The sequence below is a fragment of the Qipengyuania marincola genome (assembly GCF_029688625.1).
Classification (GTDB): Bacteria; Pseudomonadota; Alphaproteobacteria; order Sphingomonadales; family Sphingomonadaceae; genus Qipengyuania.
Genome location: NZ_JARULC010000004.1, coordinates 153,179 through 166,573 on the forward strand (window position 1 = coordinate 153,179; position 13,395 = coordinate 166,573).

Consider the following 13,395-nt stretch of genomic DNA (forward strand, 5'->3'; position numbering starts at 1 on the left):
CCGGAAGCGGGAGAAGAAACGTCGCATGACCGACATGACCTTCTCCTGCGCCTGCGGAACCGTCACCGGCACGATTGCCGATGTCGGGCCAAGCCATGGCGACTATGTCTATTGCCACTGTACCGATTGCCAGGCGGTTCCGAAACTGCTTGGCGCGGAGGAGCGCATTCTCGAGCAGGCAGGCGGCACTGCGCTCTATCAGACCCGATGCGCACGCGTGTCGTTCCAATCTGGCAAGGACCGGCTGGCAGGCGTGCACATGACCGATAAGCCTACATTGCGCTGGTATGCGAGCTGTTGCGACACGCCGCTGTTCAACACCTACGCCAATGGCAAGCTGCCGTACACGACGATCCTCCTCGCAAATTGCAACGCTGAGGGGCGCGCTGCGCTAGGCGAGCCACGTGGTCACCTGCACCTTGCCGACGCGCCGGGCGATACGGATGGGCTGAAACCCATGTCGATGGCCGCTTTGCTGCGCAGCTTCTTCAAGCGGCTGGTAAAGGACGTTTTTTCCGGCGACCGGCGGCGAAACCCGCTGTTCGATCCGTCGACGCTGCAACCGATTGCGACGCCGCGACGGCTGACTAGCGAAGAGCGCGCGCAACTGGACACATAAGCCTCTTGGAACGTCAGCTTGGCTCGCGGTTTCCTTGTAAGAGCAAACCGGAGACCAAGCGTGAAGAAACCGATCTTAGCCCTCGCCCTGACTGCGGGAGCAACTCTTGCCGTAACCTCGATTTCTGCCCAAGAGAGCCCGCAAATCCCGGGTGCGATGGACGTGAGCCAGGTCGAAGCTGGCACTTACAAGACCGATCCGGCGCACACCTTGGTGCAATGGAGCGTCAGCCATTTCGGCTTCAACGACTATTTCGGACTGTTCGGCGATATCGAAGGCACCATGACGCTCGATCCGGCCGACATCGCCTCGACCGAGTTCGACATCACCATCCCCATAACCAGCGTGGCCGTGCCAAGCGAAGGGCTGCGCGACCATTTGCTCCGCCCCGGCAAGGATGGGGGCGCGCCTGACTTCTTCGGCCCCGATCCCGATGCGGCGCGCTTCGTGTCGACCTCCGTGCGGCAAACGAGCGATACGACTGCCGTAGTGACCGGTCAGCTGACGATGAATGGCAATACCGGCCCCGTGACGATGGCGGTCGAGTTCACCGGAGCGGGCCAGAACCCGATGAGCGAGGCACAGACGGTCGGCTTTCATGGCCGCGCCACTATCGACCGCACGCAATGGGGCATCGATTACGCGGCTCCGATGGTCGGCAGCGAGGTGGATCTCGACATCAGCGCCGCCTTCGAACGACAGTAAGTCCACTCGACAAGCGCATCGCGAGCCGCCACGAGACGCGCGATGCGCTTGTCCGACTGCCATAACATCGACGATTTCCGGAAGCTGGCCAAAGCGCGGCTGCCGTGGCCGGTATTCGACTATATCGACGGCGCCGCCGATGACGAGCTGACCAAGGCGCGCAACACCAGCGCGTTCGATGAGGTCGATCTGGTGCCCGATGTCCTCGCTGGGGTAGGCAAGATCGATATGTCTTGTACGATCATGGGGCGTCGAAGCGCGCTGCCCCTGATGCTTAGCCCGACGGCGCTCCAGCGGGCGTTTCATCGCGATGGCGAGCGGGCCGTGGCGCTGGCCGCAGAAAAATTCGGCGTGTGGTTCGGCATCTCCAGCCTCGCCACCCATTCGATCGAAGAAATCGCCGCGCTTACGAGCGGACCCAAACTGTTCCAGCTCTACGTCCACAAGGACAGGGGCCTCAACGCCAGCATGATCGAGCGTTGCCAGCAGGCAGGCTTCGATGCGCTGGCGCTGACCGTCGACACGATCGTTTCCGGCAAGCGCGAACGGTGCTTGCGTTCCGGCTTCACCACGCCGCCGCGCTTCACGCCGTCCGCTCTATGGAGCTATGCCACGCGGCCGCGCTGGACGCTCGACTATGTTTTCGGGCCGAAGTTCCGCCTCCCCAATCTCGACGGGTATGTGCAGGAAGGCACCGGCAAGGCGGTCAGCATCCAGGAGTATTTCAACACCATGCTCGACACAGGCATGGACTGGGATACCGCGGCGCGCATTCGGCAGGACTGGGGCGGGACCTTCGCGCTGAAAGGCGTAATGAGCGCTGCCGACGCGCGCCGCGCGGTGGAGATCGGGGCGGATGCGATCTGGATTTCCAATCATGGCGGGCGGCAACTCGATGGCAGCCGTGCGCCCTTCGACCAGCTGCGCGAAATCGTCGAAGCAGTCGGCGGCGAGATCGAAATCGTGCTCGATGGCGGCGTGCGGCGTGGAACGCATGCGCTCAAGAGCCTTGCCGCGGGCGCCACCTCCGCGTCGGGCGGAAGGCTCTACCTCTATGCTCTGGCCGCCGCCGGGCAGGAGGGGGTCGAGCGGGCGTTGCAAATCCTGAAGGAGGAAATCGAGCGCGGCATGCGCCTGATGGGCGTCACCTCGATCCACCAGCTGACCCCTGACCGCTTGCGCTGGCGCTAGGGCATCGTTCCGAAACAGGCGCGCAGTTCCTCGACGAACAGGTCCGGCTGCTCCCACGCGGCGAAATGCCCGCCTTTCTCGAGCTCGTTCCAGTAGACGAGGTTGGAAAGGCTCCGCTCGACCCACTCGCGCGGCGCGGGCAGAATTTCTTTCGGGAAGGCACTGGCCCCGGCAGGTATGGCCACAGTGCCTTCGCCGAACTTGCCGAAGCTTTCCCAGTAGAGGCGCGCGGCCGAGGCGCCGGTGGCGGGCAGCCAATAGAGCATGACGTCGTCCAACACCTGGTCCATCGACAGCGTATCCCAGGGCGATCCGCCATTGTCGGTCCAGTAGAAGACCTTTTCAAGGATCCAGGCCGCCAGACCGACCGGCGAATCCACCAGCGAATAGCCGATGGTCTGCGGCCTCGTGCTCTGTTGCTTGGAGTATCCCGAATCCCATTGCTTGTAGAAGCCGAGCCTCTGCAGGGCGCGCTGCACTTTCGGGTCGGCGCTCTGCATGTCGTCCGGCCCGGGCCTTCCGATCGGCATGTTGAGGTGGATACCCCGGCACCCTTCCGGCGCGAGCTGGCCGATCGCGGTCGTTACTGCCGCGCCCCAGTCGCCGCCTTGTGCGACCCACTCCAAATAACCGAGCCGCCGCATCAGCTCGGTCCATGCCTTGGCAATGCGTTCGACACCCCAGCCCGTGCTTGTCGGCTTGCCCGAGAATCCATAGCCGGGCAGCGATGGCGCAACGACATGAAACGCGGGTGCATTCGTGTCCGCTGGCTCGGCCAGCGCGTCGATCACGCCGAGAAATTCGACCACCGACCCTGGCCAGCCATGCGTCATGACCAGCGGGATTGCATCGGCGCGCGAACTGCGGCGATGAAGAAAATGGATCGCCAGGCCGTCGATCTGGGTCGTGTATTGGCCAATCGCATTGAGCCGCGCTTCGCATCGACGCCAGTCGTATTCGATGCGCCAATAAGCGATGAGCTCCTTGAGCGCCGCCAGCTTCGTGCCTTGCGACCAGTCGTCAACCGGCTCTTCCTCCGGCCAGCGCGTCCGGTCGAGCCGCGTGGCAAGATCGACCAGATCGTCCTCGTCTATCGCGAGATGAAACTCCTGGATGGCGCTCACGAATTGGCTCCGGTCGCGGCCTGCGATGCCGCCACCACACGCTGCATGTCGGCGAGCAGGATGGTGCTTGTGGCCTTGGCCAACACCGTGCCCTCCTCGTCGAGCAAATGCCCTTCGTAAAAACTGGTCCGCTTGCCGTGACGTTCTACCCAGGCCTCGGCAATGACCAGCCCCGGCCGGGTCGGCGCGAAATAGCTGACCTTCAGTTCCAGCGTCATCGGCACGATGCTGCCGCCATTCCTGGCAATGGCCGCATGCGCCATGGCGGCATCGATCCATCCACTGATGAACCCGCCCTGCACCACGCCGCCGGAATGGCACTGCTCGGGCTTTGCCTCATATTCGAGCCGCGCCTTGCCGTCGGGATCGAGCGACACGATGCGCACCAGCCCCATGGTTTGATAAAGCGGATTTTCGCGATGCATCGCTGCCCCAGCCTCCCCACGCAATATAGTTTCCTGCGATGCCCGAGACTGTTTTGCTTTACAACCTGATCGCTTGTTAGCATATCGGCTGCCATGCACAAAACACTCGGCCTGACCCTGCGACTTATCCGCCCCTGGGCGTGACTGCTGGCGTGCCAACCCGCGGCGCGCAAGGCGCCCAGGGGACCAAGCAGCCAACCTAGTCCAACCTCAACCGAGTTTTCCCATGACAATGCTCCGTAACCCGAGCGCCAAATACGCGCCCTTCCCGCAGGTCCCCCTGTCCCATCGCCAGTGGCCGAGCCGCACGATCACTTCCCCGCCCCGCTGGCTCAGCACCGATTTGCGTGACGGCAATCAGGCGATTGTCGACCCGATGGATGCGCACAAGAAGAACCGGTTCTTCGACCTGCTGGTCGAGATTGGGGTGAAAGAAATCGAGGTCGGATTTCCCAGCGCGGGCGCGACGGAGTTCGATTTCATCTCCGGCCTCGTGCAATCGGGCCGCGTGCCCGACGACGTCATCGTACAGGTCCTCACGCAGAGCCGCGAGGACCTCATCCGCACCAGCTTCGCCAGCCTGGCCGGGGCGAAACAAGCCATCGTCCACCTCTACAACGCCGTCAGCCCGGCGTGGCGCGAAGTGGTCTTCGGCATGAGCAAGGATCAGGTGAGGGACATCGCGGTGCACGGCGCCAAGGTCATGCGTGACGAGGCTGCCAAGCAGCCCGATACCGACTGGCACTTCCAGTATTCGCCCGAAACATTCTCCACCGCCGAACTCGATTTCAGCCTGGAGGTTTGCGAGGCTGTGATGGAGGTCCTCGCGCCCTCGCCCGAGCATCCGATCATCCTCAATCTGCCTGCCACGGTCGAGGCGGCGACCCCGAATATCTATGCCGACCAGGTCGAGTATTTCATCCGCAACTTGCCCAATCGGGAAAGCGCGGTGATCAGCCTGCATACACACAACGACCGCGGAACCGGCGTCGCCGCAGCGGAGCTGGCGCTGATGGCCGGCGCGGACCGGGTGGAAGGCTGCCTATTCGGCAATGGCGAGCGCACGGGCAATTGCTGCCTCGTGACCATGGCTCTCAACATGTACACGCAAGGCATTGATCCGAAGATCGATTTCTCCGACATCGACCGCGTGATCGAGACCGTTGAATATTGCAACGAACTGCCGGTCCACCAGCGCCATCCCTATGGCGGGGAACTGGTCTACACCGCCTTTTCCGGCAGTCACCAAGACGCGATCAAGAAGGGGTTCGCCGCGCACGAAAGCCAGAATTCCCCGCGCTGGCGCGTACCCTATCTGCCGATCGATCCGGCCGATCTCGGCCGCAGCTATGAAGCCGTGATCCGCGTCAATTCGCAGAGCGGAAAGGGCGGTTTCGCCTGGGTGCTCGAACAGAACCAGGGGCTCAAGCTGCCCAAGAAGATGCAGGCCGATTTCAGCCCGCATGTCCAGCGCATGGCCGACGAACTGGGCCGCGAGCTCAACGCTGCCGATATCTGGCGCGCCTTTCAGCACGCCTATCACGTCCAGACGCAGGACAAGCACTTCCAGCTAGTCGATTACGAGGAACGCCGCGCGACGGATGGCACCCACTTGTTCAGTGGCACGATCGCTGTCGACGGCACCGAACGATCGGTTTCCGGGCGGGGGAACGGCCTCATCTCCAGTGTCCTCTCGACTTTGGAAGACGCTTTCGGTCTCTCGCTGGAAATTGTCGACTATACCGAACACGCTCTGTCCACTGGCCGCGACAGCCGCGCCGCCGCCTACCTGGAATGCCGCAACGCCGACGGCCGCACCATCTGGGGCTGCGGTATCGACGAAGACGTCGCAACCGCGAGCGTCAGGGCGGTGCTGAGCGCGGCCAATTCTGCCGTAGGCTAGGACGTCCTCCTTTTCGATACGTGAAGCTGACAGCCGCGGGCTGCGATTGCCCGCAACGACGGCGGAGCTATCGCTGCCGGTCGGCAGGTGAGCCGGGTTCGCGGGAAGAATCGTCTGGCCTTTGGAGCACCTGCATCGGTTTTCCGGCAATCTCCGCTCGCGCTTTCGCGGCAGCCCACAGCACCGGGTGCGGCGCTGTGGCGTAAGCCCTTGGAGTCGTATCCATGAAGCGGCGGAAGTCGCGAATGAAATGCGCTTGGTCGACATACTGATTGTCGAGCGTGTCGCTCCATTCCAGCGAGGGATCCAGCATGAAACGCGCCAGGCTTCGCAGGAACCGCTGGCGGCGCAACAACAACTTCGGACTAAATCCGAAAGCGGACAGGGACAGCCGTTCAAGCGCGCGTATCCCTATGCCGCTCCGCTCGGCGAAGGCGCTGACCGAAGTAATTTCGGGATCGAGCAAGGCGTCGTGCGCCTTGAGTATGTCCCCTTCCCTTCGCACCGAACGGTCGAGCATACCCAGCAAATGCGCGTCGATACGGGCCGCCACGTCGGGCAACGAACGGTCAGCCGCGTCACAACCGAGCAATGGCGCGAAGGCGGCGAAGCTGCTCTCGCGGTCGATAACCTCCCAGCGGTCGGCAAAGTCGCTCGCGGGCAAGCGAACAAGCCTCGCCCAGCCAAGCGGCAGCAGGCTGACTGTCCAGTATCGGCCCGGGGCGAGCGAGAAATGCGTCGCGTGACTGGTCGGCCCGATCGCACAGATGGGATTGCAGGTCCGCAATGGCCCGGGGCCAGTGCAGGCGGCCATGTCGCCTCCGGCAGTCATGCGGATATTCGGCCATTCGGGATAGACCTGATCGAACACCGTCGGTGTGCCCGGATCGACAATCGTCAGGGAGTAGGTCGAAACATAGCGACGCAAGGGTTCGGCAGGCAGCACGTAGCTGACCGTAACTGCGCGGTCTTGACGGGTGCCTGTATCGAGAATCGCGAACTCTCCCCCCTGTGAGAACCCACTAGCACGGCGTCTCTACTAAGCAGGTAGGCGTATTTCCAGCAAAGGATTGCAGTGCGGGTTGAAGGCAGGCGCCTGCAACTCGAGCGCATGCCGCTCACCGCCCGAAATGTCCGCGTTTGAAGCGTGTGGCATCAGCCGAGTTTCCTACAGGCTCGCGCGATCCTAGAAAGCGGCTATGACCCTTGACCGCTCTCCATGGAGAACCAGCACGCAATGACGGGTGGAAGAAGCCTCCCGGCTTTTCCTTGCCAGGACTGTGGTCCATGTGGTCCATGTGACTGGACTGGCACGGGGGCTATCCAACACAGGCCCTACGATGCCGGCACGAGTGGAGAGAGCCTGACATGAGTGCGACCGAAGAGATCCTCGAACCCGATCTGCCGATCATCGACCCGCATCACCACCTTTGGGACCTGCGCCCGCTGGTACCCGCTTTCCCGGAGCCGCGGCACGACTTCATCGAGGCGATCGCGGGCGCGGACTACTACACGTTCGACGAGCTTTATGCCGACACCCATTCGGGCCACAACGTCGTGGGCACGGTGTTCATGGAATGTGGCGCCTTCTACGACGCGAGCCGCGACGAGGCGATGAAGCCGGTGGGCGAGGTAGAGTTCGTCAACGGCGTCGCGGCGCAAGGCGCGAGCGGTCTCTACGGCAACTACTGCCCGTGCGCGGCGATCGTGGGGCACGCGGACCTGACGCTGGGCGATGCGGTAAAACCGGTGATCGAAGCGCTGGTCGCGGCGGGCAATGGGCGCTTTCGCGGTATCCGCCACGCCGCAGCCTGGGACGCCGATCCGGAGGTGCTCGGCCCGCCGTTTCACGCGCCGGAAGGGCTTTACGGGTCCGATGCCTTCCGCGCAGGCTTCGCCGCCTATGCCGAACATGGACTGACCTTCGATGCCTGGCTGCTGGAGCCGCAGCTGGGCGACGTGCTGAAGCTGGCCAGGGCCTTCCCCGACCAGCAGATCGTGCTCGACCACTGCGGCACGCCGCTCAACATCGCCTGCTATCGCGGCAAGTTGCACGAGCGCTTCGACACCTGGCGCAAGTCCATCCACGCACTGGCCGAATGCCCGAATGTCGCGGTCAAGCTGGGCGGGCTCGCGATGGCTTTCTGCGGTTTGCCCGAAGACGGCCCAGCCAAGGGTCATGGGTCGGAGCATCTGGCAGCCTTGTGGCGGCCCTATATCGAGACCTGCATAGAGGCCTTCGGACCGGATCGCGGCATGTTCGAAAGCAACTATCCCGTCGACCGCTGGGGCGCGAGCTATCCGGTGCTGTGGAACGCCTTCAAGCGGCTGGCGCAGGGCCATAGCGCGGATGAGAAGCACGCACTCTTCGCCGGCACCGCTGCACGAATCTACGGCATTGAGCACGTCCTGCACACAGCCTGACCCTTCCGTAACGTCAATCTCGACAAGCGTGTCTGCGCGCCATAGGTCGCAACCTGCAACTGACCCGAGAGGACCTGCCGCATGCCCCTGCCCGCCCCGTTCGACAAGCTCCGTATCCCCGTCATCGGCTCGCCGCTGTTCATCGTCTCGGGGCCGGAACTGGTCATCGCGCAATGCAAGGCGGGGATCATCGGCGCGTTCCCGGCGCTGAACGCACGGCCCCAGAGCCAGGTCGACGAATGGCTTCACCAGATCACCGAGGAACTCGCCGCGCACAATCGCGACCATCCGGATCGCCCGGCCGCGCCCTATGCGGTGAACCAGATCGTGCACAAGTCGAACGATCGGCTCGATGCCGATATGCAGACCTGCGCGAAATGGCAGGTGCCCATGGTCATCACCTCGCTCGGCGCGCGTGAGGAGGTCTTCCAGGCGGTCGACAAGTGGGGCGGCATCACGATGCACGACGTCATCAACGACCGTTTCGCGAGGAAGGCGATCGAAAAGGGCGCAAGCGGCCTCATCCCGGTCGCTGCCGGTGCGGGCGGCCATGCGGGCACGCTGAGCCCATTTGCGCTGATGCAGGAAATCCGCAGCTGGTTCGACGGACTGGTCGCGCTGTCGGGGTCGATCGCCCACGGCCGCTCGATCCTGGCCGCGCAGGCGCTGGGTGCGGACTTCGCCTACATTGGCTCGCCCTGGATAGCCGCCACCGAAGCCAATGCTGATGAGAACTACAAGAAGGGCATCGTCGAAGGCGATGCGAGCGGGATCGTCTACACCAATCTCTTCACCGGCGTACACGGCAACTACCTGCGCTCGAGCATCGAAGCCTCAGGCCTCGATCCCGATAATCTCCCCGAAAGCGATCCGAGCAAGATGAACTTCGGCAGCGGGGGCAATACCAAGGCCAAGGCGTGGAAGGACATCTGGGGCTCGGGTCAGGGCATCGGCACTGTCAAGGAGAGCGCCCCGGTGGAGGACACAGTGGCGCGTCTGGAGCGCGAATACGAAGCCGCGAAGGCTGCACTGGCAGAAGCGACCGCCTAGGCCTCCTGCCAAAGCTGCTCTGCCAGCGCATCGAGCGAGCTGAAATCCGCTTCCGCGCGCAGCGGGTCGCGCCGATTGAGGTGGAGAGGATCACGTCGGTCGAGCAGGCGCAACCGAAGGCGGTCCTGCAGACGCGCCAATCGTCCGAGCGCTGCCGCATGGGCTGAATTGCCACGGCGCCTTCGGGACCTCGACCACACTGCCTCGATTTGTCCGACCTTTTCGATGACCATCGCATTATAGTCGCGATGCGGCCCGCGGTGCAGCGGCATTCCAAGCCTGCGCACCGCTTCCTCCCGCGCCGGGAGCAATAGGCCGTTGCGCCGGAAATCGTCAAAGCCGATCCTCTCCAGCCCAAGGTGATCGAAAAACCGATTGAAGCACGGGAGCATCAGCAATTGACACGGGAGCAGATGATGCCGCTGGAGCGCTGGATCATGCATTGGCGAACCTGACCGATTGACCGACCGAAACGGCAATTTCGCGCGTCTGGATATCAAATCATGTGCCCGCGCGACCGCCATCGCAAATCAGGATGGCTGAGCCCTGATGAGCTTTGCCTCTGGATCATCGGACAGCACGACTTCAGGCAGGCCCGGCCATGAGTAGCGCTGGGGGAATTCCACGGGAGCATGGCCGACAAGTGTGTCGATAATCCGTGAGCCTAACCTGGATACCTCGATCCGATTGCCCGCAAAGCCGGTTTCTATTCGCAGTTCCCGGCCCACGAGAAAGGCAAGCCCATGAGTTACAAGCGCGCCATCGGATTCGAAATCGAAACCCACCAAGCCGGGCGCCGGAAATGGTCCGCCGTCCTGCCACTCCGACGCCAATTGGACGAAAAGGTCGGGCGCCAGGATGCATTGCGAAGGTGTCCACATGACGGCGCGCACGGCGCCATAAGTCCTGATAATGTCTGCTGCGATACCGATCAGAGTGCGCAAAACGGGCACGGTGTGTGCCCCCTTCACCAGATGGGGCCCCGGAAACAGGCCGACGGCCTCGGTCGCGTCTTCGACATTGGCCGAGATGGAGCCGAAGCGGAAACGTGCGCTCACACTGTCCACAGGGAGGCCGGGATCGAGGCCGAGAAGATCGAAGGTCAGCCCGTCCCGCAAAAGTTCAAGCCAATTTTCGTTTGCGTGCCTCGATGGCCGTCCGCCCTCCACTTGCCCTGCCACAATGCCATTCTCCAGTGACGGATCGTGGCTGATAAAGGTCCTCGCGAATTGACGGACGTCTTCGCGAAAATCCGCAATGGCTGGACGACAGCCCGGATCGAACAGCAGCGCTATGCCCGCCGTCAATCCATGCGTTTCACCCGACGCCACCTTTCGCGACCCCTCAACTATCGAACAGTCCCCCCGACAATCCGCGCTATTTCCTTCAACCTCGGACTCTTGTCGAGTCGGATCGCCGATATTTGATCCGATATGGTTGCTTTTGTTTAGAAAATGCCCGCCTCCAGCCCCTCGGCCAGCGCCTTGCCCATTGTGGCGGCGTTTTCCAGATCGATAGGTTCAACAGTCTTCTGTGCAGCGATATCTTTAGACGTCTGGGCGTTGGTGATGACGATCCACGGCTCGGTGACACGCTTCAATCGCCACCCTTTCGCAATCCGGTCCAGCTGTCGCTGTGCACCCTCCCCATCACTCCCGGCAGCGATCATCGTGGCGTAGGGTCGACCCTCGATCCTGCCAAGCACGGGGTAGTAACAACGGTCGAACATCTCCTTCATCGCTCCACTCATCGTCGCAAGATTCTCGGGGCATGCAAACAGGTATCCGCCAGCCTCGAGGAGATGTGGGGGCATGACATCGGCAGCCTTCATCAGGTGAGCGCGACCGCCGGCCCCCTCGGCCGCAGCCCGAGCGAGCGATTCCGCAGTGCCGGTGCGACTATGCCATGCGATAAGAAGCTTCGATGATGCCATTGCCGACACACCATCGCTGCCACCTGTCGATTGTCAATCGCACGCCGTTCCCAGCAAGCGCACCACACGTTAAAGCAGTGGCATGGCTTCGCAGGCGCTTTCCCACGTTTATGGCGTGTCACGCTCTTTGACCGGGCGCGCCTGGCGCTGGCGGGGCGGCAACATGGATCTTAGCGCTGGAGCAGCTTCCGGTCGCGACATCGTCGACCGACTGATGATGGCCCGCGGTGCCCCTGTCGACGATCTCGAACGCCATCGCAATCCGACACTGCGCAACTTCTTGCCAGACCCCTCGATATTTCGGGACATGGAAACGGCGGCGGACCGCTTGGCACAGGCAGTCCTCGCCCAGGAAAAGGTTACCATCTACGGCGATTACGATGTCGACGGGGCGACCAGTTCCGCGCTGCTGATAAGGCTGCTCCGCGAACTCGGGCTGGAAGCCGACTATTATATCCCCGATCGCCTCCTCGAAGGCTACGGCCCGTCGGGCGAAGCGCTGGTCCGGCTCGGCAATCAGGGCAGCAGCCTCGTGGTCACGGTAGATTGCGGGGCGATGGCACATGACGCGCTGGCAATGGCGCACGATGCAGGTGTGGACGTCATCGTGGTCGATCATCATAAATGCTCGGCCGAGCTTCCCAAGACCGTCGCGCTAGTCAATCCGAACAGGCTAGACGAAGCGGATGATGCTGCTTCGCACGGGCATTTGGCAGCTGTCGGCGTAGCTTTCCTGCTCGGCGTTGCACTCGTCAGGACGCTCCGCCAGCGTAGTTTCTTCGCAGATCGCGCGGAGCCCAATGTCCTCTCCCTTCTGGACCTCGTTGCCTTGGGCACAGTGGCCGATGTCGCGGCACTTCATGGCCTCAATCGGGCATTTGTAGCGCAGGGCCTGAAGGTGATGGCCAAGCGCGAGAATATCGGGATGGCGGCATTGTTCGACGCCAGCAGGCTCAAGCGTGCACCGGTCTGCAGCGATCTCGGCTTCGCATTGGGGCCGCGTATCAATGCCGGCGGGCGTGTCGGCGAGTCGACGCTCGGTGTGCGCCTACTCACGACGCAATGCGTGGAGGAAGCACGAGAGATCGCGGCACAGCTGTCTGCGCTCAACGATGAACGGCGCGCAGTCGAGGCGGCCGTGCAGGAAGAGGCCGAGGCGCAACTGGCTGGCCAGCACAACCGCGCTGTCCACGTCCTGGCCGGGCGCGGCTGGCACCCCGGGGTCATCGGCATTGTGGCTGGCCGGATCAAGGAAAAGACCGGCAAGCCCTCGCTCGTCATCGCACTCGACGATGAAAGTGGCCAAGGCAAGGGATCGGGCCGGTCGATATCAGGCGTCGATCTGGGTGCCGCAATCATCCAAGCCAAGGACGAAGGCCTGCTGGTGGCAGGTGGTGGCCATGCAATGGCGGCCGGCCTCACGATCGATGCCGCCCGCCTTGATGAATTTGCCGAGTGGATCGACAGCTTGCTGCAGGGCCGGGTCGCTCACGCCTTTGCGGACCGTGAGATGCTCCTCGACATTGCAGTTGCACCCGGCGGGCTGGTGCCCGACCTCGTCCAGTCACTCGAGCAAGGCGGTCCCTATGGCGTCGGCTGGCCGGGCCCCAGGGTTGCGGTCGGGCCGGTGCGCCTGGTCAAATGCGATATCGTCGGCAGCGACCATGTGCGAGTGATCGCGGCTGGCGACGACGGGCGCAGCTTCAAGGGTATCGCGTTTCGCGCTGCCGACAGCGATATGGGCCAGGCACTGCTGCATGGTTCGAGCGGGCGGCGGCTGTGGCTGGCCGGGCGCGCGAAGATCGACGACTGGGGCGATCGACCGCAGGCCGAATTGCACCTGGAAGATGCCGCTTGGGCAGATTGAGCTTCTGCGATGCAATTGCCAGACAATCGAGGGTTGACGCCCTGCCCCGCCCCGCTTAAGTGCGCCGCCACGCCACCGATGTGGCCCCTTCGTCTAGCGGTCTAGGACGCGGCCCTTTCACGGCTGAAACACGGGTTCGAGTCCCGTAGGGGTC

13 protein-coding genes and 1 tRNA gene are annotated in these 13,395 nt (G+C 63.1%); 8 read left to right on the forward strand and 6 right to left on the reverse strand.

The features are described 5' to 3' along the window. Positions 1-25 precede the first annotated feature (25 nt). Genes P8Q88_RS14965 through P8Q88_RS14975 form a run of 3 tightly spaced genes read left to right on the forward strand, consistent with a single transcriptional unit; the run spans position 26 to position 2,515 of the window. Positions 26-619 carry a DUF6151 family protein gene (locus P8Q88_RS14965; protein ID WP_278324659.1) on the forward strand — a complete coding sequence of 198 codons (594 nt, stop codon included), beginning with the start codon at positions 26-28 and terminating at the stop codon, positions 617-619. A gap of 60 nt (positions 620-679) precedes the next feature. Then, positions 680-1,324, forward strand: coding sequence for a YceI family protein (locus tag P8Q88_RS14970; protein WP_278324660.1), 645 nt, complete (start codon positions 680-682; stop codon positions 1,322-1,324). Positions 1,325-1,366: 42 nt separating this feature from the next. Next, positions 1,367-2,515 carry an alpha-hydroxy acid oxidase gene (locus P8Q88_RS14975; RefSeq protein ID WP_278324661.1) on the forward strand — a complete coding sequence of 383 codons (1,149 nt, stop codon included), beginning with the start codon at positions 1,367-1,369 and terminating at the stop codon, positions 2,513-2,515. Here the strand turns inward: P8Q88_RS14975 and P8Q88_RS14980 are convergent. Then, positions 2,512-3,639 (reverse strand): epoxide hydrolase family protein, encoded by a 1,128-nt coding sequence (locus tag P8Q88_RS14980; protein ID WP_278324662.1) that lies wholly within the window; start codon positions 3,637-3,639, stop codon positions 2,512-2,514. The genes P8Q88_RS14975 and P8Q88_RS14980 overlap by 4 nt on opposite strands. Then, a complete protein-coding gene (locus P8Q88_RS14985; RefSeq protein ID WP_278324663.1) occupies positions 3,636-4,064 on the reverse strand; it encodes a PaaI family thioesterase in 429 nt (142 codons plus the stop codon). The genes P8Q88_RS14980 and P8Q88_RS14985 overlap by 4 nt, the downstream gene beginning before the upstream one ends. Positions 4,065-4,290: 226 nt before the next feature. Here P8Q88_RS14985 and leuA point away from each other — a divergent pair, with 226 nt between their 5' ends. After that, complete coding sequence (gene leuA / locus P8Q88_RS14990; RefSeq protein WP_278324664.1) at positions 4,291-5,967, forward strand: 2-isopropylmalate synthase; 1,677 nt, start codon at positions 4,291-4,293, stop codon at positions 5,965-5,967. Positions 5,968-6,034: 67 nt separating this feature from the next. On the opposite strand, the gene P8Q88_RS14995 is transcribed toward leuA, so the two are convergent. Beyond that, positions 6,035-6,913 (reverse strand): helix-turn-helix domain-containing protein, encoded by an 879-nt coding sequence (locus tag P8Q88_RS14995; protein ID WP_278324666.1) that lies wholly within the window; start codon positions 6,911-6,913, stop codon positions 6,035-6,037. Positions 6,914-7,335: 422 nt separating this feature from the next. Between P8Q88_RS14995 and P8Q88_RS15000 the strand changes: the two genes are divergently transcribed. Further along, positions 7,336-8,391: an amidohydrolase family protein gene (locus P8Q88_RS15000; protein ID WP_278324667.1), complete on the forward strand. Its 1,056-nt coding sequence runs from the start codon at positions 7,336-7,338 to the stop codon at positions 8,389-8,391. A gap of 81 nt (positions 8,392-8,472) precedes the next feature. Then, complete coding sequence (locus P8Q88_RS15005) at positions 8,473-9,441, forward strand: NAD(P)H-dependent flavin oxidoreductase (protein WP_278324668.1); 969 nt, start codon at positions 8,473-8,475, stop codon at positions 9,439-9,441. Here the strand turns inward: P8Q88_RS15005 and P8Q88_RS15010 are convergent. The 3 genes from P8Q88_RS15010 to P8Q88_RS15020 all read right to left on the reverse strand — a co-directional run bounded on the left by P8Q88_RS15010 (position 9,438) and on the right by P8Q88_RS15020 (position 11,374). Next, on the reverse strand, positions 9,438-9,884 hold the full coding sequence (locus P8Q88_RS15010; protein ID WP_278324669.1) for an AHH domain-containing protein: 447 nt from the start codon (positions 9,882-9,884) through the stop codon (positions 9,438-9,440). The genes P8Q88_RS15005 and P8Q88_RS15010 overlap by 4 nt on opposite strands. A gap of 87 nt (positions 9,885-9,971) precedes the next feature. Then, positions 9,972-10,772 (reverse strand): hypothetical protein, encoded by an 801-nt coding sequence (locus P8Q88_RS15015; protein WP_278324670.1) that lies wholly within the window; start codon positions 10,770-10,772, stop codon positions 9,972-9,974. A 116-nt stretch (positions 10,773-10,888) separates the two neighbouring features. Next, positions 10,889-11,374: a flavodoxin family protein gene (locus P8Q88_RS15020; RefSeq protein WP_278324671.1), complete on the reverse strand. Its 486-nt coding sequence runs from the start codon at positions 11,372-11,374 to the stop codon at positions 10,889-10,891. 82 nt (positions 11,375-11,456) lie between these two features. Here P8Q88_RS15020 and recJ point away from each other — a divergent pair, with 82 nt between their 5' ends. Together recJ and P8Q88_RS15030 are read left to right on the forward strand one after the other, a co-directional pair. Next, the gene (gene recJ, locus P8Q88_RS15025; RefSeq protein ID WP_278324672.1) at positions 11,457-13,241 is read left to right on the forward strand and encodes a single-stranded-DNA-specific exonuclease RecJ; all 1,785 of its coding nucleotides are present in this window, start codon (positions 11,457-11,459) and stop codon (positions 13,239-13,241) included. Positions 13,242-13,323: 82 nt separating this feature from the next. Next, a tRNA-Glu gene (locus P8Q88_RS15030) sits at positions 13,324-13,395 on the forward strand.